Here is a 26,178-nt window from a genome sequence, read left to right as displayed (position 1 = left end):
CCGCCTTATTCGCCGGTGCACGCCTCCTCGAAATAGTCGACGTTCTCCTGGAGCGACTTCATCAGCCGGTCCCGTTCCGCCTCGTCCACCTGCACGGGCACGACCTGTGAGGTCCGGGTCAGCCGGCGGAAGCCGCCGCGGCTCTCCAGCCTGCCCTCCACCCGGATCGGCAGCCCCACCAGGTGGGCGTGGCCGGCGATCCGGTACGCCTCCTCGTCCAGTTCCAGCCGTACGTGCGGCACCTCTGCGCCGGCCAGCACCCGCAGCCGTACGATCCCGGCGCCACGCGGTCCCGAGCGGCGCAGCCGGACGACGGCGCCGGTGATCCGTACCGCCGCGGCGGGTTCGTCCTGGAGGTAGCGGGCGCCCGCCCGGCGCAGGGCGGGCAGGTCGCCCGGGGAGAATTCCACCGGCTCGGGGCGTGCCGGGCAGCCCTCGGGGATCCCGGCGGCGGGTGCCCATTCCAGGGCGATCCCGGCCCCTTCCGAGCCCCGGACCAGTGCGATGACGGCCTCGGTGAGTTCCCGGCTGACACCTGCCTCGACAGCGGTGTCGAAGGCTTCGAAGCCACCGGTGGCCCGCTGGTAGTCCACTGCCTCGCGGGTGGCGTGCAGGGCGTGGTAGAGCCGTACGGCGACGGCACGGCCCGGTTCGACGGGGACGAAGGCGGTGAGATCGCGGCCTCCGGGCGCAGGCCCGACGAGGATGCCTTCGAGGGCTGCCAGGGCCCTGCGGCGGTGACGTGCGCCGTGGTAGCCGGTGCGCCCCCGTACGGCGAGCGCCCCGGCGAGCAGGATCTGCCGGGCGGCGGTGTGCAGCTGCTCCGCCCCCGTCCAGCTGGCGGCCCCGGCCGCTCCCGCGACCGGTTCGGGGACCTCGCGCCACCAGCGGATCTCGTCGCTGGGTACGGCGAGGGAGACCAGGACTTCACGGGCGGAGGGAGCGGCGCTGCGGGCGAGCGCGGTCAGCGCCTCGCCGAGGAGGTCCTCGCTGTCGGGGAAGGCGGTGGTGTCGGGGACGAGGAGGCTCGTACCGCCGCCGGGCGGGGCCGGTGGTCCCGGCGGGGTCCAGCGGCTGTAGCGTCCCGCCGCCCCGCCGCGGCGGTGCCAGCCGTGCCGGTCGAGCAGGGCGCCGAGGACCGCGGGGTCGATACGGGCGGGGTCGGGAATGTTTCCGGGCGGCTCGGGAGCGATGGGCCTGGGTCCCGCGGATTCACTGGGGTGCGGGCGTGTCGCTGACGGGATCGCTTCGTTGACGGACTCGTCCATCGGCCGGTGCATCAGAGTCTCCCTCCCGCCCCTACGCGGGTCATGATCTCGCAGAGCGCCCGGTCGTCGAATATGCGCGAGGTCGGGATCCGCACAGTGGTCCTGTGCCGGCCTGTCACCGCGTGGCCGGCCAGGTTGGTCCAGTAGCAGCAGTGCCGCAGGTCGAGCCGGTCGTGTCCGGCGCGCAGCCAGTCGTCCTGGCTGCGCGGCACGATCATCACGACCAGGATCTTGTGCACCGACACGGGGGTCCGGGCGAGCTTCACGAGATGTGCGTTGTCGAGCGTGAAGGGGAACGTCGGTCCGGCCGGGTGCGGCGGGATCTGGTAAGTGCATTTGAGCTGCACCTTTATGGTCACTTCGTCGTCCACGGTGTGACCGGGGGCGCCGTGGCTGACGTGCCAGTCGATGCCGTTGTCGGGGAAGGGCTGTGACAGGGAGCACCCCGCCGCAGCCGCGACGGCGTGCAAGTAGCCCACCTGGAGGGTCTCCATGCAGGCGGTGGTGGCGAGTGTGCCGCGCAGCGGTGCGATCCGCTGGGGCAGCAGCCCGCTCGGTTCGGGCTGCGCGAGCGCCATGGCTGCGTGTGCCTTCCGGGCTGTGCCGATCGGTTCTTCGTTGCAGGGGTGACGGACAACTTCCGTTCCCTTCACCTGTGTTGTCACCGCACAGGGCGGCCCGCAAACGGCGTATCAGGCAAAGGGCGCGGGTATCACCGAACCGGGCAGGGGAATCACGCCATCTGCCGTTCGCGCACGAGGAGTTCGGGGATGACTCACTGGTACGAGGGGCCGCTGGCCGCTTTTGACACCGAGACAACGGGAGTGGACGTCGAGGGGGACCGGATCGTTTCGGCCGCCCTGGTCGTCCAGGACACGACAGGCGGGCGGGTGCGTGTCACTCGCTGGCTGGTGAATCCAGGGGTGCCGGTGCCCGCCGGGGCGACCGAGATCCATGGTCTGACCGACGATCATCTTCAGCGCAACGGCCGCTGGCCGGCGCCTGTGATGGAGGAGATAGCCCGGGCGCTGGCCGAGCAGTGTGCGGCCGGCCGTCCGCTCGTCGTGATGAACGCGCCGTTCGATCTGACGCTGCTGGACCGGGAGCTGAAGCGTCATCGCGCGTCGTCGCTCGCCGGTTATCTGCAGAACGCACCGCTGTGCGTGCTGGATCCGCGCGTACTCGACAAGCATCTGGACCGATACCGCAAGGGCCGGCGGACCCTCACCGATCTCTGCGAGCTGTACGGGGTGGTGCTGGACGGTGCACATGACGCGGCGGCCGATGCGACGGCCTCGCTGGAGCTGGTACGGGCGGTGGGGCGACGGTTCTCGTCCCGTCTGGAGCGGCTGACGCCGGCGGAGCTGCACACCTTGCAAGCCGTGTGGCATGCGGCACAAGCGCGCGGCCTGCAGGCATGGTTCGCGAAGAACGGCACGGCGGAGGCGGTGGATCCTGCGTGGCCGCTGCGCCCGGACCTTCCTGCTGCGGCGTGATCGGTCACGATCCGGAGCCTCTTCCCGGACATGCAGAGGCCGGTCCGTCGATTCTGCTGACGGACCGGCCTCTTCCGGGTGGGCGATACTGGGTTCGAACCAGTGACCCCTTCGGTGTGAACGAAGTGCTCTCCCACTGAGCTAATCGCCCGGGAACGGGTTGAACCATACAGGGCTCGGAGGGTCTGGTTCAAACTCCTTCCAGCCGGGCCGTGAGGCCCCGCCGTCCGGCTCGCATCATCAGGGCGTGGTTGGCCCGGAACACGGCGCGTCCGGGCACCGCGAGGATCCGCATCAGCCGTCTGTGCACCTCGACCTCCTGCTCATAGGTGGCACGGCTCCCGGTGCCGTGTGCGGTGACCGTCCACCGGGCCCAGCCGTCGAGGTCGCCGCTGAGGGTCGCTTCGAGGACCCTGGCCCGGGGGTCGCGGCGGCGTTCGCGGACGGTCATGACGAGGTCGTACGGGAGGAAGGAGCGGATGCGGGTGGTTCCGGTGGCGCCGTCGACCGAGGTGACCTCGCGGATCTGCGGCCACCATCGCGGGTAGTCATCCGCGCGTCCGAGGATCTCGTACACGGCATCGGGTTTGCCCGGAAGGTCCCAGATACTCACAAATCGGTAGTGACTCCAGTCCATGCTCCCAGTCTGCGCGTACTCAGCCGGAGACCTGAGTACCCGAGCGCATGTCCGAGCCTGTGGCTCGCGCCACACTCCCGTTCATGGAACATGTGCCGCCGCCCGCCGAGGAATTGGCGCTCCTCGATCGCGAGCTGGCCCGGCTGGATGCCCGCCGGTCCCAGTTGCTGGTTCGTCGTGCCTGGCTGCTGAGTGTGCTGACGCCGCCCGTCGCGCGCCCTGCCGACCCGCCCGCACCGCCGTTCACCGCTCCGTTCGGGCCGCCGTCGCCGGTCCGGCCATCGGCGCCGTTCGCCGCTCCGTTCGGGCCTCCTGCCGCGCCTGTCGGGCCGCGCGGTGCGCAGAATGTGCTGCTCACCCTGGGCGGTCTGCTGCTGACGATCGCGGCGATCGCGTTCACTCTGGTCAGCTGGGGGCACATGGGCATCGGTGGCCGCTCGGCCGTGCTCGGGGTGGTGACGGTCGCGGCGCTTTCCGCTCCCGCCGTACTGCTGCGTCGCGGGCTGCCCGCGACAGCCGAGTCCCTCGCCGCGCTGGCTTCGGTGCTGATGGTGCTGGACGCGTATGCGCTGCACCGGGTGGTGGTGCCGGAGGCCGACGGACGAGGTTTCGCAGCGGTCGCCGCGGCGGTGCTGGCCGTGCTCTGGGGCGCGTACGGGCTGCTGCTCGACCGGCTGCGGCTGCCGCTGCCCCTGGCGGTGGTGAGTGCGCAGCTGCCGCTGCTGCTCTGGGCGTGGGCGGCGGGTGCGGGAGCCACGGTGTTCGGTTGGGCGTTGCTCGTGACGGCGGCGTTGGACTGCGCGATCGCGGTGTGGGGCAAGGGTGTTGCCGTACGGGTGACGGCCTGCGTCTGCTGCTGGGCGACGGGTCTGCTGGGGCTGCTGGTGGCCCTGGCGCAGTCGGTGTCCGCCGATGCGGCGCCGGCCGCCCTGGCACCGGGCGCGCTGTTGCTCGTGGGTGCGCTGATCGCGGTGTCCGGCGCGTGGCGTGCACCGACGGGGCTTGCGGTGGCCGGTGGTCTGGTGGCCGGGTTGTGCGGGGTGGCCGCCGTGGGTGGTGTGCTGCGTGCCGGGGTGGCCTGGGGCTGGTCGGTGCCGGTGTATCTGCTGTGCGGTGTGGTGCTCTTGATGGCGGTGCGCGCTCCGCTGCCGCGTCCGGTCGGACAGGGGCTGGTGTGGGCTTCGTCGACGGTGACCGTCGGAGCGGTGCTGGCCGCGGCGCCGCCGGTCGGCCTGTCGCTGATGGGTGCGGTGTCGCAGCTGGCGCGGGTGTGGTCGGGGACGCCGGACGGTGGCGTCCGGGGCGCGCTGGGCGTGGAGAGTCCGGCGTGGTCCCAGATGGCCGCGGCGCCGGTGGTGCTGCTGGTGGTGGCCGGTCTGCTGGGGGCGGTGTACCGGTCGTGGGCGTGGCTGGTGCGGGTGGCCGGGCCGGTGCTGTCGCCGGGTGCAACGTGGCGGGGTGCGGCGGGGGCGGGGGCGGTGGCGCTCGGGTGGGCGGGGCTCACCGTGCTGCCCGCGATCCTGGGGATGCCCTACGCGGCCGCCGTGTCGGTGCAATTGGCCTTGGTCGCCGGGGCGTTCGCAGTGGCGGTACGAGGTCTGCGCCGCGGGATGGATGGTGTGGGACTGACTGCGCTGGTGTGCGGTCTGATCGGCGCGGTGAGTGCGGGGATGCTGTCGCTCGCGGCGGAGGCTGCCACGTACGCGGTGTTCGCGGTGCTGCTGGTGGTGTTCGGCGGGGCCGCGGTGAGGCTCGGCGGCGCTGCGGTGTCGGCGGCGCGGACATTGCCGCCGCTGCCGTCCGGTCAAGCGGCGCAGTCCGTGAGGACGTTGCAGATCGTCCAGGCGGTACCGGCGTGCGGTGCGGTGGTGTGCGGGATGGTGCTCGCCCGTGCGGTCGGGGCGTCGCTGGGGCTTGCCGCGCATCAGGCGGCGCCGGTCATGCTGGTCGTCCCTGCGGTGACGGTGTTGCTCGGAGCTCGGCTGCGGGGTCTCCCGTCTGCTCTGCCCGTCGAGCTGATGGGGGCCGTGGCGGGCGTGGTGGCGGTGGGCATGGCAGTGACGGACCGGCCGTTCCTGGCGTTGGTGCTGGCGCTGTGCGGGGTACTGGCGGCGGGTACGGCCGTCCGGGCCGAACGGCGGCCGGTGGCCGGGTATCTGGCGATGACGCTGTTCGTCCTGGCGGCCTGGCTGCGGCTGTCGGCTTCGGGGGTGTCGGCCCCGGAGGCGTACACCCTGCCGGTGACGGTGCCCGCTCTGGCAGTCGGTGTGCTGCGCCGGCGCCGTGATCCGGAGGCGTCGTCGTGGACGGCGTACGGTGCGGGCCTCGCGGCGACGCTGGTGCCGAGCCTCTTCACGGCTTGGGCCGATCCGCACTGGGTGCGGCCGCTGCTGCTCGGTGTGGCGGCACTGGTGATCACCCTGTCGGGCGCGCGGCTGCGGCTGCAGGCACTGCTGCTGCTCGGTGGCGCGGTGCTGGCGCTGGACGCCCTGCACGAACTCGCGCCTTACGTGGTCCAGGTCGTCGGCGCCCTGCCGCGCTGGCTGCCGCCCGCGCTGGCCGGGGTGCTGCTGCTGGTGGTCGGGGCGACGTACGAGCAGCGGCTGCGCGACGCCCGGCGACTGAAGGACGCTCTGGGCCGGATGCGTTGACGGTGTGGCCACATGGCCGGCCCGGGTCTCCCGCATGGGCCTCGGGCCGGCCTGTGGCCATCAGGTCGTCGTCGGAGGCGTACCGGACGAGGAAGTTGTCGCAGCCGAACTGCCCCTCCGAGTCGCGCAGTACGCGTTTCCCACCGCACTTGCACAGAAATACGAGGGAGTTCCGGAAGGCATCGGGAGATGCATTTGCCCACGGAGGCTCGGGTGTTGAACTCTTTCCAGAAATTCTCGTAGTCCTTGAAGGCGCCCCGGCAGCCCGTCCCGACCCTGTTATCCGGATGCTTCTTCCCGAGAGAACGATTCCCGGCGTCACCCGCTGCCACGATCGATTGAATCGTTCACGGAGACGTCGCAACGAGTGGACACGGAAATGCAGAGGGCCCGCGAGACTCTTTGGTCTCACGGGCCCTCTGTCCGGGGTGGGCGATACTGGGTTCGAACCAGTGACCCCTTCGGTGTGAACGAAGTGCTCTCCCACTGAGCTAATCGCCCGGGCGCAGATCGAACATTACCCCATGTCAGCGGCGCCCCATGACCACGCCCGGGTCACTCGTGGATCTTCCACGGCATGGTGACGCCGAACTTCCAGACGTAGATCCCCACCAGCACCGCGATGATCACCAGACCGATCACGGTGAGAATGATGTTGCGACGCCGGACCTTGGGGTCGAGCGCCCGCTGAGCGGCCTCGGTGACCTTCCGCCGAGTCCAGCGCAGCACCAGCTGCGCCCAGACGAACTCGGTCGCCCAGATCGCCATACCGCCGAAGATCACCAGCCAGCCGGGGCCGGGCAGCGGCAGCATGATGACGCCCGCCACGACCACCGCGAAGCCGACCACGAAGACGCCGACCTGCCAGCTCAGATGCAGCGTCCTGGACGCCTTGATGAACCCGGGCGCCCTGGAGCCGAGTTCCCGGTCCTCCTTCGTCACACCCTCCGTGACATTCCCTGTCACGCTTTCCGTCACATCCCCCGTGGCGGACACCGGTTTCGCCGACACGGCGCCCCCGTCCCGCTCGTCACTCTCCGCATTCATGGTAGCCAATCTACCGGAACAGCCTTCGTCACCGGAATGGCCGTATAACCCAAAGTTACACACCGCCGTACGAGCTACCGGAAGGAACACAAAAAGGTCAGAGGGGTTTACAACGCCACCGTAGGTGGCATGTCGATTTCGCCGACGTGCGAATCCCCGAGCGCACACTGAGCGAAAGGCCCTGGCGCTTATGAACACCACGGTCAGCTGCGAGCTGCACCTGCGCCTCGTTGTGTCGAGCGAGTCCTCACTGCCTGTACCTGCGGGCCTGCGGTATGACACGGCCGATCCTTATGCCGTGCACGCCACCTTCCACACCGGAGCGGAGGAAACGGTCGAGTGGGTTTTCGCCCGCGACCTCCTTGCCGAGGGGCTTCATCGGCCCACCGGCACCGGAGACGTCCGCGTCTGGCCATCCCGTAGTCACGGCCAGGGCGTCGTCTGCATCGCGCTGAGCTCCCCAGAGGGCGAAGCCCTGCTCGAGGCCCCGGCGAGGGCCCTGGAGTCGTTCCTGAAAAGGACCGACGCCGCGGTTCCGCCAGGCACCGAGCATCGTCACTTCGACCTCGATACGGAGCTCTCACACATCCTGGCCGAGAGCTGAGCCAGGCCGAGAGCTGCACGGCGCCGTCCGACTCGGGGAGGCGGCGCCGCGCGGAAAACCTCATAGGGCTGACACCGACGCCGTCATCACGGAATCCACCGTGGCGACGGCGTCGGCGCGTTCCCCCTCGGCCGTACTCGCACACCCCACGCACCGGCACGCGCCCGGGGCCCCGGGCGCATGCTCACGGCCCGGACAGGCGGTCTCCGGCCACGGATGCCCACAGGTGGCCGGTAAGCGCTCCCCGCGCCCCTCATGGGCCCTCTCGGGCCTCCGCGTGCCGACGCCGAGCCAGTAGAGTCAGCCGGCATCGGCGGGCACCCGCCCGCCGGAGGCCAGGGAGCGAAAGCGTGCTGATCCCCCACGACACCCGGATCGCCCTCGACACGGTGGTCGATCTGCTGAACACCGCACCGGAGAGCGAGCCCCCGGGAAGCGGACAGCCGGAAGGCGAGCCGATCGACGGTCTCGCGGACATCGCAGCGCTGTACGAATTCGCGCAGCGCCATCGCATCAGCGGCGTGGGCGAGCTCCACGAGAAGGACCTGCGCGCCGTACAGGACGTACGGACGCGCTTCGCCGCGATCTTCGCGATGGACGACGCGCAGATCGCCGCCCCGCTGGTCAACGCCCTCATCGCCGCCGCCGGCACCACACCGCAGCTCAGCAATCACGACGGCTACGACTGGCATGTCCACTACTTCGCACCGGACGCCTCGATCGCCGACCACCTCGCGGCCGACTGCGGCATGGCGCTGGCCTTCATCGTGGTGGCGGGAGAGCAGGAGCGGCTGCGGCGCTGTGAGGCGCCGGACTGCCGGCACGCCTTCGTCGATCTCTCCCGCAACCGCTCCCGCCGCTACTGTTCCAGCCGGACCTGCGGTAACCGTCTGCATGTGGCCGCGTACCGGGCACGCCGCAAGGAAGCGGCCGGCTGACCGCTCACAGCATGAAGAGATCATGCACCGCGGCCATCAGCAGCAGGCTGCCGATCACCGCGAGGAAGATCATCAAAGGGGGCTGGGAAAGCGCGAAGAGGCAGCCACGCGGCTCTTCGGCAGGGCTTGCGGGGGCATCGCCCCGGGAAGTGTCCACCATCTCGGGACGATCATGACTCAGCCCGGGCCCCTTTGGCGATCAACACGCCTTCTCATACGGGGAGTTCACCCACCCCGGAGCCGGGCACGATTCGCTCCGGCGTCCGATCGGCCGTCACGTATTCGGTACGACGGCCGACCCGCTCCTCCATCGCACGCAGCACATCGTGGACGTCGACGCTGCTCAACACCGCGTTGCATACGCTGAACTCGATGCCCGGCGGGCAAGCGGCCGGACGGTCGCGGACGTGCCGTCAGAAGACGTCGAAGTCCTCCGGTTCACCGGACTGCGGTCGCCAGTCGCCGAGTTGGGCCAGGAACGGCGCGAAAGGGGCCGGGCGGGCGGGACCGCGGCCTCAGCGCGGTGTCGCGCTGGAGGCGCGCACCACGAGTTCCGGCTGGAGCACCACGCTGCGGTGCTCGTGCGTGCCGCCCTCGTCGTCCGCCTCCTCCAGCAGGAGCTCGGCGGCCATCCTGCCCATGACGACCGCGGGTTGGCGGACCGAGGTGAGCGGGACGGCAGCGGCGGCGGCGAATTCGATGTCGTCGTAGCCGACGATGGCGATGTCGTGCGGCACCCGCACGCCCGCCGCGTACAGCGCCTGAAGTACACCGAGGGCAAGCAGGTCGTTGGCGCAGAACACCGCGGTCGGCCGCGGCACAAGACCGAGCAGCCGGGCCCCGGCATCGCGGCCCGCCGCCACGTCCAGGCGGTCGGAGGGGATCTCGACGAGCACCTCGGGCGGCAGTCCGGCGTCGGCGAGGGCCGACAGGGCGCCTTCGCGCCTGTCCCTGATCTGATGCAGGTCGCCGGGGCCACTGACGTACGCCACCGAGCGATGCCCGGCCGAGACCAGATGACCGACGGCGAGAGCGCCGCCGCGGACGTCGTCGACGGAGACCGCGCAGGTCCCCGTGCCGGACGCCACCCGGTCCACCAGCACGAAGGGAATCCGGTGACGGCTGAACGCCTCCAGGTTGCGGCCGGTCGCGTCGGCCGGGGTGACCAGGACGCCGCACACCCGCTGCTCGGCGAAGAGCCCGAGGTACTCGGCCTCCTCCGTCGGGCTCTGGCCACTGTTGCAGACCATGACACCGAGGCCGGCCGCACGGGCGGCGCGCTCGGCGCCACGGGCCACGTCGACGAAGAACGGGTTGCCCATGTCGAGGACGAGCAGTGCCATGATCCGGCTGCGGCCCGCCCTGAGCTGGCGGGCCGATTCGCTGCGCACGTACCCGAGCTCCTCGATGGCGGCCAGCACCCTGGCACGGGTCTCCGGCAGCACCGCCTCGGGCCGGTTGATCACATTGGACACGGTGCCCACGGAGACTCCCGCCTGCCGGGCCACATCCTTGATCCCTGCCACACGCGCCACTTGCCCTGCCCCACTGATGCCCTCGGCCGCACCGGTCCGCGGCGTCACCCCATCGTACGGACGCCGTTACGAGGCGCTCCGTCACCCCGGGCCGGTTTCCCGGGGATCACCCGCAGCGGTATGAATTGTTTCAATCCGATCGGGACGCCAGCTCCACCCCTCTACACCGCCAAGGCCTTCAAGGTGCGTCATGAATCGATTCATTCAGGAGTACACGCCCCCACCGGAAGAGGGCGGGGTGCGGGTCAGATTCCGTGCTTCTTCAGGATGGCCTCGATGTCGCTGAAGTCCTCGCCCGACGAGGCGGACTGCTGCGGCTTCGCCTTCGGACGCGCCTGCGTCTGCGTCGCCGGGAGCCCGGACGCCAGGGAGGGCGCCGAAGCCGCAGGAGCGATGGCATCGCTCTGCGCCGCCCGGGCGGCGGCCTTGCGTTCCTTACGGGTACCGACGCCGCGGCGCTCGATCGCGCGAGTGGTCATGAACAGCAGCCAGGCCACGGCGAGCAGCCCGAAGCCGATCCAGACGCTCGGCTTGAAGGCGATTCCGGCGACCCAGTCCACGACTCCGGTCAGCACCAGGCCGATCGGCACCAGGGAGTAGGCGGCGATCCGGGCCGCGGCGAGGAAGCGCTTCCGGTACGCGGTGACGGCGGCGATGCCCAGGCCCGCCGCGGACGCCGCGGAACAGATGGTCTCGGCAAGCATCGGGGCCTCCAGGCGCAAGGGGAAACGTCCCTTCCATCCTGCACCGGTCATCGCCCGGCGGCCACGATCCGGGACCACATCAGGGACATTTCAGGGCCGGGGTCCTCCCCAGGTGCCGATCGGAAGCGATCCGGCGGTACGGAGCCGGAGCGGATCGGCTGCCGATTGGGACGCTCGCGCGGGCCCTGGGAGACTGGCCGCATGAGCGATTCCACCCCCGCAGCGCCCGTCGTCCTCGACGTCTGGTGCGAGCTCCAGTGCCCCGACTGTCACCAGGCCCTCACCGATGTCCACGCCCTGCGGGCCAAGTACGGCGACCGCCTCGAGGTGCGGCTGCGGCACTTCCCGCTGGAGAAGCACAAGCACGCCTACGCCGCCGCGCAGGCCGCCGAGGAGGCGGCGGCCCAGGGCAGGGACTGGCCGTACGTCGAGGCGGTTCTCGCCCGTACCGACGACCTCGGCCGCATCGGCGAGCCGCTGCTGGTCGAGGTGGCGCGGGAACTCGGCCTGGACGCCGAGGAGATGGACACCGCCCTGATCGACGGACGCCACATGCTGATCGTCGACGCCGACCAGGCCGAGGGCAAGGCGATCGGGATCACCGGCACGCCGACGTATGTGATCGGCGACGAGCGGCTGGACGGCGGCAAGAGCCAGGACGGGCTGCGCGAACGGATCGAGGAGATCGCCGACCGGCTGCTCTCCGAGCAGGGCTGAGCCGACGCGGCCCCTAGAGCGTCTTGGCCAGGTTGTACTGAGTCGTTCGGTAGCCGAGCGACTCGTACAGCCGCAGGGCCGGCGTGTTGGAGGCGAGGACATGCAGTCCGATCCGGTCGTCGCCCGCCCCGAGCGCGACGCGTTCGGCCTGGAGCATCAGCGCCCGGCCGTACCCCCGCCCCCGGAACTCCTCACGCACCTCGACGTCGAACACGTATCCCACCAGCATCCCCGGGTGCATTTCGTGCCGCGCCACCCAGACATGTCCCACGACCTCGCCCTCGTGGACGAGGTCGTGCAGATGCGCTCCCTCGGTGGCGAGGCCGTGCGGCAGGTTCTGGCCGTGGCTGGTCTCGGCCTTCCTCATGGCCTGTTCCACAGGGACGCCACGGTCGATCCAGGTCTGCGCGTAGCCGGTGATCGCGTCGCGCTCCCATTGCGCGAATTCGTCGTCCGTCATCGGTCGGGCAGCGACACCGTCGGGCAGCGCGGGTGGGGTCTGCGGCAGTGTCTTGACCATGTTCCTGCTGCGCTCGGCGTAGCCCAGCGCTGTGGCCAGTCCTTGCCCTGCGGTGTCCTCCGCCGGGACCGCCACCGTCATCTGGGTGCAGCCCCAGCCGCGCAGCACCTCTTCGGCGGCCAGCGCCGCGATGGTGCCGCGGCCGCGCCTGCGGCGGGATTCGTCGATGTGCAGGGAGCGGAGCACGCCCGCCCTCTCGCCGAACCCCGGATCCGTGCCGATCTCGACGGCGCCGACGGGCCGCCCGTTGTCGCACACGTCGTACATACGGCTCTTCGCGCCGTCGGCGCCTTGCTGGATCGGCCCGGTCGGCCGGAGGGTCGTGGTCATCGCAGACGTTCTATCCGCTGAGCCCCGGCCCGTCACCCTGTTTTACGGGTTCGAGGCACGCGTTGTTTTACGGGTTCGAGGCACGCGTTCTACGGGTCGAGGTCGTTGCCGGCCCGCTCGTCGAAGATCCGCATGGCCTTGGCGGTCACCGGTCCGGGCCCGCCGGGCAGCTCCCGGCCGTCCACCCGGTGGACAGCCTGCACATCACGCAGCGTGGAGGTCAGGAAGATCTCCTCGGCCCGTTCCAGGGCATCGAACGGCAGGTCGGTCTCCACGGCCCCCGTCCACTCCACGGCCAGTGCACGGGTGATCCCGGCTAGGCAGCCGGAGGCGACCGGCGGGGTGTACGCCTGCCCGTCGAGGACGACGAAGACATTGGACCCGGTGCCTTCGCAGAGCTGTCCGACCGTGTTGGCGAAGAGCGCCTCCGACGCGCCGTGCTCATGGGCGCGGGCGAGGGCGACGACGTTCTCGGCGTACGAGATGGTCTTGAGCCCGGCGAGCGCACTGCGTTCGTTGCGCGTCCAGGGGACGGTGATCACGGCGGTGGTGTCGGGGCGGCGGCCCGCCTCCCCCAGGGCGACGACGAGGCCGGGGCCGGCGTTGCCGCGGTCGGAGCCGAGCGGGGAGAGTCCTGCGGTGTAGGTGATGCGCAGTCGGCCGAGCGCCATCGGGTTGGCGTCGATGACGGCGGTGCAGGCGCGGCTCACCTCGTCGAGGTCGGGGTCGGGGAGGCCGAGGCCGCGGGCGGAGCGAGTCAGCCGGTCGAGGTGACGGGTGAGGGCGAAGGGCCTGCCGTCGACGGTCTTGACCGTCTCGAAGATGCCGTCCCCCACGGTGAGTCCGTGGTCGAGCACGGACACCCGGGCGTCGTCGGCGTCCCGCAGTTCGCCGTTGACCCAAATCCTCATTACGCGGTCCTTCCAGTCGCTTCGTAAACGCCCGACGCTACAGCGAGCAGCCGGGAGGCCTTGAGTTCGGTCTCGTCCCATTCGCGCTCCGGGTCGGAACCCCAGGTGATACCGGCCCCGGTACCGAAGCGGAGTACCGGTGCGGTCCGGGTCCGGTCGATCCAGAAGGTCCGTATGCCGACAGCCAGGGAGGCGGTACGGCGGTCGGCGTCGACCCAGCCGATGCCGCCGCAGTAGGGCCCGCGCGGTGCGGTCTCCAGTTCCTCGATGATCCTGAGGGCGCTGGACTTGGGTGCCCCGGTGACGGATCCGGGCGGAAACGCCGCGTCGAGGAGTTCGGGCCAGCCGGCTCCCTCGGCGAGCTCTCCGCGCACGGTGGAGACGAGGTGGACAAGGCCCGGGTGCTTCTCCACCACGCAGAGGTCGGGGACCGTGACCGATCCCGTGGCGCAGACCCGGCCGAGGTCATTGCGGACCAGGTCGACGATCATCACGTTCTCGGCGTGGTCCTTCTCCAGCAGATCGTCCTCGGTCCGTCCGGTGCCCTTGATCGGTCCCGACTCGACGATCCGGCCGTCACGCCTCAGGAAGAGTTCGGGGGAGGCTGTGGCGATCTCCACGCCGTGCGCGGGCAGCCGAATCGTTCCTGCGTACGGGGCGGGGTTGCCGCGCGCCAGCAGCGCAGTCAGCGCATCCATGTCCGCGGCGGCCAAGTCGGGCAGTGCCGCGGTCATCACCCGGCAGAGGTTGGCCTGGTAGACCTCGCCCGCCGCGATGTACTCGCGGATCCGCCGTACGCCCGCGGTGTACGCGGCACGGTCCAGGGACGAGATCCAGTCGCCGGGCGCGGGGCCACACCAGGCGCCGCGTACCGGGGCGGGCACCGCCTCGGTACGTACGGCGGCGAAGCGCGCGCAGACGAGGCGGCCCTCGAAATCGGCGGATACGGCCCAGAAGCCGGACGAGTCGAGGGCTGCGGGATCACTGGTCACGTCCTGCAGATCGGACGCGACGAGGCCGCCGAAGCGGGCCATTGGAGCGAGGTCGTGCACGCCGTTGAGTCTAGGACGGCACGCGATGACCTGCGCCGGGGCGAACGCACCTCAGCACGCTGCACAAACGCGTTTTTGTACTGGCCCGGGAATCCGCTAGAGTTCAACACGTCGCCGGGACGCGCAAGCGGACCGGGAGAGACAAGCGGACGTAGCTCAGTTGGTAGAGCGCAACCTTGCCAAGGTTGAGGTCGCCAGTTCGAACCTGGTCGTCCGCTCGCAGAAAGTGAGGGATCTTCCCGAACCCTCACCTCTGGTGGAGTGGCCGAGAGGCGAGGCAACGGCCTGCAAAGCCGTCTACACGGGTTCAAATCCCGTCTCCACCTCCAAGGACGATTAGCTCAGCGGGAGAGCACTTCCCTGACACGGAAGGGGTCACTGGTTCAATCCCAGTATCGTCCACTGATCCGTAAGGATCCCCGCGCGATTAGCTCAGCGGGAGAGCACTTCCCTGACACGGAAGGGGTCACTGGTTCAATCCCAGTATCGCGCACGCAGTACACGCAGGTTCACCCTGCGCGATTAGCTCAGCGGGAGAGCACTTCCCTGACACGGAAGGGGTCACTGGTTCAATCCCAGTATCGCGCACGCAGTAAAAGCCCCGGTCGCCTCGGCGACCGGGGCTTTGTCGTTTCCTCGATCAGCCGCGGTGCGTATCGGTGAGAGGCCGGACGGCGGAACGCACCGCGGGCCCGGACGGAAGACGTCCGGGCCCGCGGTCAGGCGCTCACCGGTGTCGGCCCGCTCAGGACGAGAAGAGCATGTGGCCGAAGCTCTTGTGCCGGTAGTGACCGCCGTGGTGGCCACCGTGGTGCTGCGGGGCACCCCAGGCGGGCGCAGGGGCGGCCGGGTAGGCCTGCGGGGCGGGCGGCGCGGGCGGGGCCTGCTGCGTCCACTGCGCCTCGATGCGGGTCAGGGACTCCAGCTCGCCGTAGTCGAGGAAGATCCCCCGGCAGCCGCTGCACTGTTCGATCTGTATGCCATTGCGGTTGTACGTCTGCATCTGTGCGTGGCACTTGGGACACTGCATGGTTCGGCTCACTCCTCGCCGTCGGGTCGCCGTCGCCGGAATACATGCCCGTCGACGGTCGGTTCAGCCTACGACGAGGGCTCGGCGGCCAACTCGGGCGGGAGGGAGGCAATTCGGGCACAGGCGTCGATCATCGTCTGCTCCACCTCATCCGGAGTGCGGCCCTCCGCCGCAGACTTGGCGAATGCCAGCGCCGCGGTCTGAACGGTCAGGGCCCGGGCCGGGACGTCCAGTTCGGGCCAGGGGTCGCCCGCGGCGGGTACGGCAGGTCCGCCGGCTGCCCGGTAGGCGTCCAGGAAACGGAGCCAGACCTCGGGCGGCAGCAGCCCGGCCGCGTACCAGGCGGCGGGGCGGGCGAGGTCCCATGCGGGGTCGCCGAGGCCGGCGTCGTCGACATCGATGAGGAGCCAGGGGCCGTGCGGGGCGGGGTGGCGGACGAGCTGTCCGAGGTGCAGATCGCCGTGGCACAGGAAGCGGGAGCGGTGCGCAGGCGCGGCGGCTTCGCCGCGGGCCCAGGCGGGCAGGCGGTGCCACGCTTCGCGTACGGGGGCGGTGGCCGGGTCGCCGGGCCGGGCGGCGCGCATCCGGGCAACGGCGAGCGAGGCCTTGGCGGGGCCCCGCATGGGCGGGAGGGCGAGGAAGGGCGGGGTCGGGGTCAGGTGCAGCCCGGCCAGCAGGACGGCGGCCTCTTCCCAGGGGGCGGCGTCGGGGTCGCCGGGGTCGACGGGCTCGCCGTGGGGCCACAGGGTGACCGGGCGGCCCTGGATGGTGGTGGAGGGTACGGGGGGCCGGGGCTGCAGGGGGGCGAGGAGGATGCCGGCCAGGCGGGGGTCGTTCGCAAGGCTCAGCCGGGTCAGCAGGTCGGGGGTGTGCGTGCCGGCGGCGTGTGCCTTGGCGACGACGGGCCCGCTACGGACCACCGTGCCGTCCGCACGGTCGGCGAGCACTGCTGGTGGCGGGCAGGCACAGACGTCCTCGGGCTGGGCGTGGGCGGCCCGGTGGGCGAGGGCGCCCAGCGCGCGTACGACTGCGGTGGTCACGGTCTCCCCCGGTGGCGGACAGGTGCGGCGGGCGGCCCGATACGCGCCGGGCCCGCCGATGAGCGTACGCGCGTCGCGAAAGGACGCCGGACAGCGCGATGTCCGGTCAGCTCCCCAGCTGACCGGACAAACGCTGCCGTCCGCCGCACCCCCGTCCCCACGGGGTTGTTGGCCGGATGTCCCGGTCCGGACCGCTCTTCCGGACCCCGGGCGCCGCTCAGCGCCCCAGCATCACGGCCACGGACGACGCCTGTGTGACCACTGCGTCCCAGCCGCCGAAGACGACTACGAGCAGGGCCGCCAGAGGAAGAACCATCGCCGTCGCCACCAGCGGGTGGCGCGTACCGGACGACGGGCGGCTGCCGAACGAGGCATGGACCCTGCGTCCCCGCGTGCGGATCGTGGTCCGCGCTGCCGTGTCCGCCATGGTTCCTCTCCTGACTGGATGTGGGGCGGCGGGCGTGTGACCTCGGGGGACGAGTGCTGCGCCCGCCGCTTGACTTCAACATTAGGGACGCGGAAGGCGTACGACGTCATGCCCGCGTACCGAATTCCGGGCCTCCCGGAGGATGAGCCCCGGGTAGTCGATGTACTCCCCTGGGTGGAGATCGGGTGCCTGGTCCCGGGGTCATCCCGGAGGGGTGCCCGGAATGTTGTGGATCAGGTGGGGGACGGATGCGGCGGCAGGCGGGACGGCGACCGTGACTTCACTCACTCGCTCGCGCTGCGGCTCCCGGCCGTGGGCCGTGGGTACGTCGCCCCAGTCGCCGCGGTCCCCTCCCCGCGGGGTCCGTGTCGCGCCCCCCACTCGTCGGGGCCGCAGCCTTCACGGCTCCAACCCCTCGTCGGCGCAACCGCTTTGATGACCCGGCACCGTTCGGTGCGGGACCGGCTGCGCCCCCCACTCCCCGTCATGGACCCTGCCGCGCACTGACAATCGATCGGCGGGCGAGGGCGCGGCCTCTGAGCGCCCCGGGCGCCGGGTACGTAAGCTGTGCCTCGTCAGGCGTACCAGGCAGCGGGGATGGGCAGACATGGCGATGATGCGGCTCCGGCGCGAGGACCCGCGTGTCGTCGGCTCGTTCAGGCTGCACCGGCGGCTCGGAGCGGGCGGCATGGGTGTCGTCTATCTCGGTTCGGACCGGCGGGGCCAGCGGGTGGCGTTGAAGGTGATCCGTCCGGATCTGGCGGAGGACCAGGAGTTCCGCTCGCGCTTCGCGCGCGAGGTGTCCGCCGCGCGGCGGATCCGCGGTGGCTGTACGGCGCGTCTGGTGGCCGCCGATCTGGAGGCGGACCGCCCGTGGTTCGCCACGCAGTACGTCCCGGGGCCCTCGCTGCACGACAAGGTGGCCGAGGAGGGTCCGCTGTCGGCGGCCGAGGTGGCCTCGATCGGGGCGGCGCTCTCCGAGGGCCTGGTGGCGGTGCACGAGGCCGGTGTCGTCCACCGTGACCTGAAGCCGTCGAACATCCTTCTCTCCCCCAAGGGCCCCCGGATCATCGACTTCGGGATCGCCTGGGCGACCGGAGCGAGCACGCTCACCCATGTCGGTACGGCGGTGGGCTCGCCGGGATTCCTGGCGCCCGAGCAGGTGCGCGGCGCGACCGTGACGCCCGCGACGGACGTGTTCTCGCTCGGTGCCACGCTGGCGTATGCGGCGACGGCCGACTCACCTTTCGGGCACGGCAGTTCCGAGGTGATGCTGTACCGCGTGGTGCACGAGGAACCGCAGTTGTACGACGTACACGATGCGCTCGCGCCGTTGGTGAGCGCCTGCCTGGCGAAAGACCCCGAGGAGCGGCCGAGCACGCTCCAACTCTCCATGCGGCTCAAGGAGATCGCGGCGCGGGAGGCGCAGGGTCTGCACGAGAGCCGTCCGCCCATTCAGCGTTCGGCCCAGGAGCTGGACCGGCCGACCGGACGTCTCGACGGCCCGTACACCGAGCAGCAGACCCGGCGTACGGCTCCTCCGGCACCCCGTCAGCAGAAGCAGAAGCAACCTCGGAGCAGCCGGCAGGCCACGTCGTCGCGGGCCGGGTCGCCCCGCACCGGTGGTTCGCGACCTCAGCAGCATCAGTCACCGCGCAACACAACGCGGTCCGGCAGGCGTCCGCAGGGCACGAACGGGACGAACGGCCGGCCGGGAACGCGGCCCGGGGCCCGTAGGACTTCGACGGGGCGGCGTCCCGCCAACCCGCGGCTGCTGCGGCAGCGGCTCGTCGTCTTCGTCGTGGTCACGCTGCTGGTCGCGCTGGGCATCGCGGCGGCACAGGGCTGCCAGGGTCCGGCTCGCGGGCTGGGCACGAGCGAGAGCCGGACGCAGCCTCAGGACCAGGGCCAGGGCCGGGGTCAGGGCCGGGGTCTGCAGCCTCAGTAGGCGGTCAGTTCTGCGGGCGGCCTGATGCCACCGCGTAGAACGCGACCGCGGCGGCCGCTCCCACGTTCAGCGAGTCGACGCCGTGCGCCATCGGGATGCGCACCCATTCGTCGGCGGCGACCAGGGCCTGGGTGGACAGTCCGTCCCCCTCGGCGCCGAGCATCAGCGCCACCTTGTCCATCCGGTGCGGTGCCGCCTCGTCGATGCTGCTGGCCTTTTCGTCCGGGGTCAGCGCGAGAAGTCTGAAGCCGGCTTCCCGTACGGTCTCCAGCGCCTTGGGCCAGGTGTCGAGACGGGCGTAGGGGACGGAGAAGACCGCGCCCATCGAGACCTTGACGGAGCGCCGGTAGAGCGGGTCGGCGCAGTCCGGGGAGAGCAGTACGGCGTCCATGCCGAGGGCGGCGGCGCTGCGGAAGATCGCCCCGATGTTGGTGTGGTCGTTGACGGCCTCCATGACGACCACCCGGCGGGTCGTCGCCAGCAGTTCGTCGGCCGTCGGCAGCGGTTTGCGCTGCATCGAGGCGAGGGCGCCGCGGTGGACGTGGTATCCGGTGACGCGCTCGGCGAGCTCGGGAGTGACCGCGTACACCGGGGCCGGGACCTCGTCGATGACGTCGCGCATCAGATCGATCCACTTCGCCGAGAGCAGCATCGACCGCATCTCGTACCCGGCGTGCCTGGCGCGTCTGATCACCTTCTCGCCCTCGGCGATGAAGAGGCCCTCGGCGGGCTCTCGCCTGCGCCGGAGTTCGACATCGGTCAGTCCGGTGTAGTCGCGCAGGCGGGGGTCGTCGGGGTCGTCGACGGTGATGAGATCAGCCACGGGTTTGATACTGCCTTGTCCGGTGTGTGGTGCCAACGGCTTGGGAGAAGATCCGTTACCGATGGTTACTCGGCGGGGTGCGGGGGCGGCTCCCCGCCGGCTATCCGGCGGGGAGCGATACGGAGCTCGCGCCGACCGCGACGACGTCGCCGATGACGATGACGGCCGGGGGACGTACGTCTTCGGCAACGGCCCGTTCGGCGACGGTCGCGAGCGTTGCGTCGACCCGGCGCTGGGCTGCCATGGTGCCCTCCTGGACCAGGGCGACCGGGGTCTCGGGGGCCTTGCCGTGGGCGATGAGGGTACGGGCGATCGCGCCGATCTTGTCGACGGCCATCAGGAGGACGAGCGTGCCGCGCAGCCGGGCGAGGGCCGGCCAGTCGACCAGCGAGCGCTCGTCGTCCGGGGCGACATGGCCGCTCACGACGGTGAACTCGTGGGCCACACCGCGATGGGTGACGGGGATTCCGGCCGCGCCGGGCACGGAGATCGAGCTGGAGATGCCGGGGACGACGGTGCAGGCGATGCCTTCGGCGGCGAGCGCCTGGGCCTCCTCCATGCCGCGGCCGAAGACGAACGGGTCGCCGCCCTTGAGCCGCACGACGGCCTTGCCCGCCTTGGCGTGCTCGATGAGCGCCTGGTTGATCGCCTCCTGGGCCATGTAGCGGCCGTACGGGATCTTCGCGGCGTCGATCACCTCGACATGCGGCGGGAGTTCGTCGAGCAGGTCGCGCGGGCCGAGGCGGTCCGCGATGACGACGTCGGCCTCGGCGAGGAGGCGGCGGCCGCGGACCGTGATCAGGTCCGGGTCGCCGGGGCCGCCGCCGACCAGGGCGACGCCGGGGGTCCGGGTGCGGTGGTGGGGTGCGGCGAGGGTGCCGTCGCGCAAGCCCTCGACGATGGCATCGCGGACGGCAGCGGAGTGGCGTGGGTCGCGGCCGTGGGTGTCGGTGGTGAGGACGGCGACGGTCACGCCCTCGCTGCGGCCGGTGGCTGGGGTCCAGGCGGTGGCGGCGTCGGCGTTGTCGCTGCGGACGCACCAGGTGCGGGTGCGCTCGGCCTCGGCGGAGGCGGCGTCGTTCGCCGCGGTGTCGTCGGACGCGATGAGTGCGTACCAGGTGTCTGCCAGGTCCCCGTCGGCGTACGGGCGGCGCTCCCAGCGGATCTCGCCGGCATCGGCCATCGCCTCGACGGACGGGGTCACGGCCGGCGATACGAGGACGATGTCGGCGCCTGCCGCGATGAGCGCGGGGAGGCGACGCTGGACGACCTGGCCGCCGCCGACCACGACGACTCGGCGGCCGCTGAGACGCAGTCCGACGGGGTACGCAGGGTGATCGGCGTGATCTGCGTGCTCGGCCATGGCGGTGCGGCTCCTCGTAAGGTGCGGGGTGCGGGCCGCTGCGGCGGTGGAGCGGCTGTGACGTGCGGGTTTGTGGGGCTGGGTCCACGATACGGGGTGGGGTGCGGGGACGCGGGGGCGCTCGCAGCGGGCTTGTTCCCCTGCCCTCCCTTTCCCGTGACCGGGGCTGCGCCCCGGACCCCGCGCCTCAAACGCCGGCAAGGCTGGAAACAAGCCCTTCGGTGATTGAGGAGCGGGGGTCCGGCGGAAGGGCTACTTCTCCGTGACGCCCGCCGCGTCGAACGTCGCCACCTCATGCATCGCCCGCGCCGCACTCTGCACGATCGGCAGTGCCAGTAGCGCGCCCGTGCCTTCGCCGAGGCGGAGGTCGAGGTCGACCAGCGGACGCAGGCCCAGCTTGTTGAGCGCGGCGACATGGCCGGGCTCGGCGCTGCGGTGGCCGGCGATGCAGGCGGCGAGGGCCTCGGGGGCGATCGCCCGGGCGACCAGGGCCGCTGCGCCCGCGCTGACGCCGTCGAGGATGACGGGCGTACGGAGCGAGGCACCGCCCAGCAGGAAGCCGGCCATCGCCGCGTGTTCGAGCCCGCCGACCGATGCCAGGACACCGATCGGGTCTGCCGGGTCGGGCTGGTGGAGTTCGAGGGCCCGGCGGACCACGTCGACCTTGCGCGCGTGCATCTCGTCGTTGATGCCGGTACCGCGACCGGTCACCTCGGCCGGGTCCATGCCCGTGTACACACAGATCAGTGCGGCCGACGCGGTGGTGTTGGCGATGCCCATCTCACCGGTGAGCAGGCCCTTGTTGCCTGCCGCGACCAGATCACGGGCGGTCTCGATGCCCACCTCGATGGCCGCGAGGACCTCTTCCCGGGTGAGGGCCGGGCCGGTCGTGAAGTCGGCCGTTCCGGCGCGCACCTTGCGGGGAAGGAGGCCGGGCGTCGCGGGCAGCTCCATGGCCACACCGACGTCGACCACGCACACCTCGGCGCCGACCTGGGCCGCGAACGCGTTGCAGACCGCGCCGCCGCCGAGGAAGTTGGCGACCATCTGGCCGGTGACCTCCTGCGGCCAGGCCGTGACGCCCTGGGCGTGCACCCCGTGGTCGCCCGCGAAGATCGCGACGGCCGCGGGCTCAGGGATCGGTGGCGGGCACATCCGGGAGAGTCCCGACAACTGCGCGGAGATGATCTCCAGCATGCCGAGCGCACCAGCGGGCTTGGTCATCCGCTTCTGGCGTTCCCAGGCCTCGCCGAGCGCCTTGGCGTCCAGCGGACGGATACTGGAGATGGTCTCCTGCAGCAGGTCGTGCGGCTCCTCGCCGGGCAGTGCGCGGCGGCCGTACGTCTCCTCATGGACGACCCAGGACAGCGGGCGGCGCTTGGACCAGCCCGCCTGCATCAGCTCGGGCTCCTCGGGGAACTCGTCGACGTAACCGACACAGAGGTACGCGACGACTTCGAGGTGCTCGGGCAGGCCCAGGGCGCGGACCATCTCGCGCTCGTCGAAGAAGCTGACCCAGCCGACGCCGAGGCCTTCGGCGCGGGCGGCGAGCCACAGGTTCTCGACGGCGAGCGCCGAGGAGTACGGGGCCATCTGCGGCTGGGTGTGCCGACCGAGGGTGTGGCGGCCGCCGCGGGTGGGGTCGGCGGTGACGACGATGTTGACCGGGGTGTCGAGGATGGCCTCGATCTTCAGTTCCTTGAACTGCTTGGCCCGGCCCTTGGGAAGCGACTTGGCGTAGGCGTCGCGTTGACGCTGTGCCAGTTCGTGCATGGAACGACGGGTCTCCGCCGAGCGGATGACGACGAAGTCCCAGGGCTGCGAGTGACCGACGCTGGGCGCCGTGTGCGCGGCTTCGAGGACGCGCAGCAGAACCTCGTGCGGAATCGGGTCGCTGCGGAAGCCGTTGCGGATGTCGCGGCGCTCGCGCATGACCCGCAGGACGGCCTCGCGCTCGGCGTCGTCGTAGCCGGGGGCGGGCGCGGAGGCGGGAGCCCCGGTTTCGTCGGACTCGGACGCCTCGGGAACTTCTGCTTCCTCGGCCTGGAGCCGGGGCTCGGGCCGGGCCTCGGGCTGTACGGACTCCACGGGCGCGGTCTCCGTGGCCTCTGCACTGTCCGCGGGGGCCGTGATGTCCGGGGTCTCGATGACCTCCGGGCCCGGCTCGGGCTCCGGTTCGGACTCCGGCTCGGCCACCGTCGGAGCCTCGGCCTCGGGGGCGGGGATCGGCTCAGGAGCTTCGGCGGGCGCGACGTTCTCGACAGTCTCGACCACTTCTGCGGCCTCGGGCTGAGCGGGCTGGACCGGCTCCATCGCGAACACCACGCGCTCGGGCTCGGGCTCGGTTTCCACGGCCTGCTCCACCACGGGGGTCGGGGCCAGGTGCGGGGTCGTCGGCACCGAACCCTCCACGGGCACGAACTGGCCCATGGGAGCGGCTTCCGCGACATCCTCCGATGCGACGACAGCGACTTCGGCAGGCGCCTCGGACACGGCCTCTGCCTGTGCCCCGGCAGAAACCTCCGCCGGAACCTCGACGGGAGTCCCGACAGTGGTCGGTACCGCATCGGCCTCGGGAGCGCTCACGGCCTCGGGCACCACTACCGGAGCGACCTGCACCGGCTGTGCCTGCTGTGCCGCCGGTACCGGCTCGGCGACCGGCTCCGGCACGACCGTTTCTGCTGCCACCGGGGGAACGACCGGCTGCGGCGCCTCGGCCGACCAAGGGCTTGCGCCCTGCGGCAGAATCTCACCGAGCTGCGGGCCCGGCAGCGCGGCCGGCTCGTCAACCGGCATCTCGAAGTACTCGGGCCCGGTGGTCGGCGGTCCGGCGTGCCGTGCGGGAGCCTGGGTCTGGGTCTGGGTCTGGGTCTGGGCCTGCGCCTGGGGCGCGCCCGCCGGTCCGCGGTCGGCGAGCGAGCGGACCACACCGCCGCTCGGCGTTCCGCCGTAGGACGGCCCGCCGTCTGCCGCGACCGGGCCGCGATGAAGCGGCCGGCGCATCGGGCCCTGGGTCTGCGCTGCCGTGGCCGGAGCGGGAGCCGGGGTGGGCGACGGGATGCGTACGCCCCTCAGGTCGACCGAACCGGAGTCGCGGCCACCGGTCTCGTGCGTCCCCTGGCCGGTCTCGGGCAGGGGCTCGGCCACCGGCTGCTGTGCGGCGTACGCGTCCGCGACCTGCGTCTGGACGGGTTCCTGCACCTGCACCTGCACGGGCCCCTGGGACTGCGCGGGAGCCTCGCCGACCGGCTGGGAGTGGACCGCGTGTGCCGAGGGCTGGGCCTGGTGGGCGCCCTGTTCGGTCAGCAGCGCCTGCGCGGCGGCGCCCTCGGGGTACTGGCCGGGGGCCGGTACCGTCTGCGGGTCGCCCCAGGCGCCCTGGGGGCTCGGCATCAGCAGGAGATCGTCGTCCTCGGACACACGCTCGGAGGGAGCGAGGTAGGTGTAGGCATCCGGGGCGGCGATGCCCGGCTGCTCCACCATGCCTGCGTTCTCCGGCAGTCCCTCACCCGGGATCTGGCCGGTGTCACTCATGCGTACCCCTCGCCCATCGTCAGTGCTCCTTCGGCCCATCGCCCGGGACGCCCGACCACGGCACGCCGGCGCTCGTCACCAAGAACGAGCGGGCGCGCCGCGCGGCACGAAACGGTCGCGGACATACTGCATTCTCGCGGCCGTTCGCCGCCGCGGCAGCTCATTTCGCCACGGCCCGCTGTGGACTGCGCCACGTCGCGCATCCCCCGGTTCTGCCGTACCACAAGGGGGGCCAAAACGGTCCCCTTTTCCGAACATTGACGAACGAAGCGACGAACGTCCAGCCGCGGTGCAACGATCGGCCAGCCTACCTCGCGCTGTACGCCGACCGGGTCACGGGGCGAGGTCCGAACGCAGCGCCGAGAGCAGGAACACGACCGAGCGTTCGCGCTCCGACCATGCGGCCGTGTCGAGTTCGACGGACTGGAGGAGCGAACACCGGACGGTGTACCCGTTCCCGGTGAGTGCCGCGCCGAGTGCCTCGGCCTCGTCCCGCGTCGACGCATGGGTCACGATGCGCTCGGGCCGGCGCTCGGTGACGGCGGTGACGACGGGGACTCCCCCGCCCCCGATCCGTACGACATCGGGCTCCGGCAGCCGTTCCAGCACATGGGGCGCCCGGCCCTCGACGACCTGGAGCTGGACTCCGAAGGACCGGGCCGACGCCGCGGTGCGGGCGCAGGCCGCCGGGTCGCTGTCGACCGCCAGGACCGCCGCCCCGAAACGGGCGGCCTCCACCGCCAGGGCCCCGCTGCCGGAGCCGATGTCCCACAGGAGGTCTCCGGTGCGGGGGCCCAGGCGGGCCAGTTGGGCGGCGCGCAGCCCCGGGGACTCGCCCTCGCCGCTCTCGTCCCCGGCGTCCGTGGCGCCGCCCGGGTAGGCATGGGAGGGAAGTGCCCAGCCGCGTACGCCACGGGGGTAGGCGGGGTGACGGCCGGCGATCCAGGCGCCGGTGGCCTGCGGTTCGGGGCCGCCGCCGATGACGATCACCACGTTGGGGTCGCGCCAGACGTGGTCGGCGGCCTTTTCGGATGTGACGACGCTGACCTGTTCGCGTGCGGTACCGAGTTCCTCGCAGATGACGAAGGTGCGGTGGACGCCTTCGAGGAGCAGGGCGAGTTCGGCGGGGCCGGCGCCGGGCGAGGTGAGGACGGCGACCTTGTGGTGGGCGCGGCACACGTTGACGGCGCGCCGCAGGGTGCGGGGGTGGGCGACGACGATCTGGGCGTCCTCCCACGGCATCCCGGCGCGGGCGAACGCGGTGGCGACGGAGGACACGGCGGGCACCACTTCGACTTCGAGGCCGTGCTCGGGTGCGCGGAGATTGCGTACGACCCCGAAGAAGCCGGGGTCTCCGTCGGCGAGGACCACGGCGCTGCCGCGGTGTCCGGCGATCCGGCGGGCGGCCAGGTCGATGGAGCCCAGGCGGATCCGTTCGGCGTTCGCCGGGACTTCGGGGAGTGCGAGGTGGTGGGCGGCTCCGGCGACGAGCGTGGCGGCCGAGAGGGCGGCCGTGGCCGCTCCGGTCAGTGGCGAGCCGTCCCAGCCGATCACCGTGACCCGATCGGCCATCTGTCGTCAGTCTCCTGGAGTTGTCGCAGGT

The 26,178-nt window shown here is 71.5% G+C and carries 24 protein-coding genes and 7 tRNA genes; 11 read left to right on the top strand and 20 right to left on the bottom strand.

All coding sequences use genetic code 11. From position 1 onward, the window contains the following. Positions 1-5: 5 nt before the first annotated feature. On the bottom strand, positions 6-1,280 hold the full coding sequence (locus tag NRF20_RS36035) for a hypothetical protein (RefSeq protein ID WP_398629023.1): 1,275 nt from the start codon (positions 1,278-1,280) through the stop codon (positions 6-8). Further along, positions 1,280-1,846 carry a DUF4365 domain-containing protein gene (locus NRF20_RS36030; RefSeq protein WP_413753940.1) on the bottom strand — a complete coding sequence of 189 codons (567 nt, stop codon included), beginning with the start codon at positions 1,844-1,846 and terminating at the stop codon, positions 1,280-1,282. Before NRF20_RS36030 ends, NRF20_RS36035 begins: the two co-directional genes overlap by 1 nt. 192 nt (positions 1,847-2,038) lie before the next feature. Between NRF20_RS36030 and NRF20_RS36025 the strand changes: the two genes are divergently transcribed. After that, a complete protein-coding gene (locus tag NRF20_RS36025; RefSeq protein ID WP_398629024.1) occupies positions 2,039-2,764 on the top strand; it encodes a 3'-5' exonuclease in 726 nt (241 codons plus the stop codon). A gap of 79 nt (positions 2,765-2,843) precedes the next feature. Here the strand turns inward: NRF20_RS36025 and NRF20_RS36020 are convergent. Both NRF20_RS36020 and NRF20_RS36015 read right to left on the bottom strand, forming a co-directional pair. Continuing rightward, positions 2,844-2,915 (bottom strand) — tRNA-Val (locus NRF20_RS36020). Between the two features lie 39 nt (positions 2,916-2,954). Then, positions 2,955-3,401 carry an SRPBCC family protein gene (locus NRF20_RS36015; RefSeq protein ID WP_266363079.1) on the bottom strand — a complete coding sequence of 149 codons (447 nt, stop codon included), beginning with the start codon at positions 3,399-3,401 and terminating at the stop codon, positions 2,955-2,957. Between the two features lie 83 nt (positions 3,402-3,484). Here NRF20_RS36015 and NRF20_RS36010 point away from each other — a divergent pair, with 83 nt between their 5' ends. After that, complete coding sequence (locus tag NRF20_RS36010; RefSeq protein WP_398629025.1) at positions 3,485-6,052, top strand: SCO7613 C-terminal domain-containing membrane protein; 2,568 nt, start codon at positions 3,485-3,487, stop codon at positions 6,050-6,052. A gap of 429 nt (positions 6,053-6,481) precedes the next feature. Here NRF20_RS36010 and NRF20_RS36005 read toward each other — a convergent pair. Beyond that, positions 6,482-6,553, bottom strand: a tRNA-Val gene (locus NRF20_RS36005). Between the two features lie 54 nt (positions 6,554-6,607). Continuing rightward, on the bottom strand, positions 6,608-7,099 hold the full coding sequence (locus tag NRF20_RS36000; RefSeq protein ID WP_398629026.1) for a TIGR02611 family protein: 492 nt from the start codon (positions 7,097-7,099) through the stop codon (positions 6,608-6,610). A 190-nt stretch (positions 7,100-7,289) separates the two neighbouring features. Between NRF20_RS36000 and NRF20_RS35995 the strand changes: the two genes are divergently transcribed. Both NRF20_RS35995 and NRF20_RS35990 read left to right on the top strand, forming a co-directional pair. Continuing rightward, positions 7,290-7,703: an SsgA family sporulation/cell division regulator gene (locus NRF20_RS35995; RefSeq protein WP_003959770.1), complete on the top strand. Its 414-nt coding sequence runs from the start codon at positions 7,290-7,292 to the stop codon at positions 7,701-7,703. Positions 7,704-8,053: 350 nt separating this feature from the next. Next, positions 8,054-8,641: a CGNR zinc finger domain-containing protein gene (locus NRF20_RS35990; protein WP_266363073.1), complete on the top strand. Its 588-nt coding sequence runs from the start codon at positions 8,054-8,056 to the stop codon at positions 8,639-8,641. Positions 8,642-8,645: 4 nt separating this feature from the next. Here the strand turns inward: NRF20_RS35990 and NRF20_RS35985 are convergent, their stop codons facing one another. The 4 genes from NRF20_RS35985 to NRF20_RS35970 form a co-directional block, all read right to left on the bottom strand. After that, entirely contained in the window at positions 8,646-8,801 is a 156-nt protein-coding gene (locus tag NRF20_RS35985; protein WP_266363071.1) for a hypothetical protein, read from the bottom strand. Between the two features lie 52 nt (positions 8,802-8,853). Continuing rightward, positions 8,854-8,988, bottom strand: coding sequence for a hypothetical protein (locus NRF20_RS35980; protein ID WP_398629027.1), 135 nt, complete (start codon positions 8,986-8,988; stop codon positions 8,854-8,856). Positions 8,989-9,156: 168 nt separating this feature from the next. Next, complete coding sequence (locus NRF20_RS35975) at positions 9,157-10,176, bottom strand: LacI family DNA-binding transcriptional regulator (protein WP_398629028.1); 1,020 nt, start codon at positions 10,174-10,176, stop codon at positions 9,157-9,159. A 245-nt stretch (positions 10,177-10,421) separates the two neighbouring features. After that, positions 10,422-10,880, bottom strand: a complete 459-nt coding sequence (locus NRF20_RS35970; protein WP_398629029.1) for a hypothetical protein — start codon at positions 10,878-10,880, stop codon at positions 10,422-10,424. Positions 10,881-11,081: 201 nt separating this feature from the next. Between NRF20_RS35970 and NRF20_RS35965 the strand changes: the two genes are divergently transcribed. Continuing rightward, positions 11,082-11,597, top strand: coding sequence for a DsbA family protein (locus NRF20_RS35965; protein ID WP_398629030.1), 516 nt, complete (start codon positions 11,082-11,084; stop codon positions 11,595-11,597). Between the two features lie 13 nt (positions 11,598-11,610). Here the strand turns inward: NRF20_RS35965 and NRF20_RS35960 are convergent, their stop codons facing one another. The 3 genes from NRF20_RS35960 to NRF20_RS35950 all read right to left on the bottom strand — a co-directional run bounded on the left by NRF20_RS35960 (position 11,611) and on the right by NRF20_RS35950 (position 14,392). Further along, positions 11,611-12,447: a GNAT family N-acetyltransferase gene (locus NRF20_RS35960; protein ID WP_413753939.1), complete on the bottom strand. Its 837-nt coding sequence runs from the start codon at positions 12,445-12,447 to the stop codon at positions 11,611-11,613. An 89-nt stretch (positions 12,448-12,536) separates the two neighbouring features. Continuing rightward, a complete protein-coding gene (locus NRF20_RS35955; protein ID WP_398629032.1) occupies positions 12,537-13,358 on the bottom strand; it encodes an aminotransferase class IV in 822 nt (273 codons plus the stop codon). Further along, positions 13,358-14,392, bottom strand: coding sequence for a chorismate-binding protein (locus NRF20_RS35950; RefSeq protein WP_398629230.1), 1,035 nt, complete (start codon positions 14,390-14,392; stop codon positions 13,358-13,360). The genes NRF20_RS35955 and NRF20_RS35950 overlap by 1 nt, the downstream gene beginning before the upstream one ends. Positions 14,393-14,555: 163 nt before the next feature. On the opposite strand from NRF20_RS35950, the gene NRF20_RS35945 reads away from it, so the two are divergent. The 5 genes from NRF20_RS35945 to NRF20_RS35925 all read left to right on the top strand — a co-directional run bounded on the left by NRF20_RS35945 (position 14,556) and on the right by NRF20_RS35925 (position 14,998). Next, positions 14,556-14,628, top strand: a tRNA-Gly gene (locus NRF20_RS35945). 37 nt (positions 14,629-14,665) lie between these two features. Continuing rightward, positions 14,666-14,739: transfer RNA gene (locus NRF20_RS35940), tRNA-Cys, on the top strand. Between the two features lies 1 nt (position 14,740). Beyond that, positions 14,741-14,812, top strand: a tRNA-Val gene (locus tag NRF20_RS35935). A 19-nt stretch (positions 14,813-14,831) separates the two neighbouring features. Next, positions 14,832-14,903 (top strand) — tRNA-Val (locus NRF20_RS35930). A gap of 23 nt (positions 14,904-14,926) precedes the next feature. Beyond that, positions 14,927-14,998, top strand: a tRNA-Val gene (locus tag NRF20_RS35925). A gap of 157 nt (positions 14,999-15,155) precedes the next feature. Here the strand turns inward: NRF20_RS35925 and NRF20_RS35920 are convergent. The 3 genes from NRF20_RS35920 to NRF20_RS35910 form a co-directional block, all read right to left on the bottom strand. After that, positions 15,156-15,440 (bottom strand): zf-TFIIB domain-containing protein, encoded by a 285-nt coding sequence (locus NRF20_RS35920; protein WP_093898382.1) that lies wholly within the window; start codon positions 15,438-15,440, stop codon positions 15,156-15,158. A gap of 68 nt (positions 15,441-15,508) precedes the next feature. Beyond that, positions 15,509-16,480, bottom strand: coding sequence for a phosphotransferase (locus tag NRF20_RS35915; protein ID WP_413753938.1), 972 nt, complete (start codon positions 16,478-16,480; stop codon positions 15,509-15,511). Between the two features lie 217 nt (positions 16,481-16,697). Next, complete coding sequence (locus NRF20_RS35910; RefSeq protein ID WP_266363057.1) at positions 16,698-16,907, bottom strand: hypothetical protein; 210 nt, start codon at positions 16,905-16,907, stop codon at positions 16,698-16,700. A gap of 607 nt (positions 16,908-17,514) precedes the next feature. Between NRF20_RS35910 and NRF20_RS35905 the strand changes: the two genes are divergently transcribed. After that, positions 17,515-18,855 carry a serine/threonine-protein kinase gene (locus NRF20_RS35905; RefSeq protein ID WP_413753937.1) on the top strand — a complete coding sequence of 447 codons (1,341 nt, stop codon included), beginning with the start codon at positions 17,515-17,517 and terminating at the stop codon, positions 18,853-18,855. 4 nt (positions 18,856-18,859) lie between these two features. Here NRF20_RS35905 and NRF20_RS35900 read toward each other — a convergent pair whose 3' ends face one another. The 4 genes from NRF20_RS35900 to cbiE form a co-directional block, all read right to left on the bottom strand. Next, complete coding sequence (locus NRF20_RS35900; protein ID WP_398629035.1) at positions 18,860-19,678, bottom strand: TrmH family RNA methyltransferase; 819 nt, start codon at positions 19,676-19,678, stop codon at positions 18,860-18,862. A 100-nt stretch (positions 19,679-19,778) separates the two neighbouring features. Further along, the gene (cobA, locus tag NRF20_RS35895) at positions 19,779-21,041 is read right to left on the bottom strand and encodes a uroporphyrinogen-III C-methyltransferase (protein ID WP_398629036.1); all 1,263 of its coding nucleotides are present in this window, start codon (positions 21,039-21,041) and stop codon (positions 19,779-19,781) included. 252 nt (positions 21,042-21,293) lie between these two features. Further along, on the bottom strand, positions 21,294-24,575 hold the full coding sequence (cobT, locus tag NRF20_RS35890) for a nicotinate-nucleotide--dimethylbenzimidazole phosphoribosyltransferase (RefSeq protein ID WP_413753936.1): 3,282 nt from the start codon (positions 24,573-24,575) through the stop codon (positions 21,294-21,296). Between the two features lie 333 nt (positions 24,576-24,908). Continuing rightward, a complete protein-coding gene (gene cbiE, locus NRF20_RS35885; protein ID WP_398629038.1) occupies positions 24,909-26,147 on the bottom strand; it encodes a precorrin-6y C5,15-methyltransferase (decarboxylating) subunit CbiE in 1,239 nt (412 codons plus the stop codon). Positions 26,148-26,178 lie beyond the last annotated feature (31 nt).

The sequence above is a fragment of the Streptomyces sp. R-74717 genome (assembly GCF_047305335.1).
GTDB classification, from domain to species: domain Bacteria; phylum Actinomycetota; class Actinomycetes; order Streptomycetales; family Streptomycetaceae; genus Streptomyces; species Streptomyces atratus.
The sequence above is the reverse complement of the archived record's forward strand: the minus strand, read 5'-3'. Positions and strand labels throughout refer to the sequence as shown.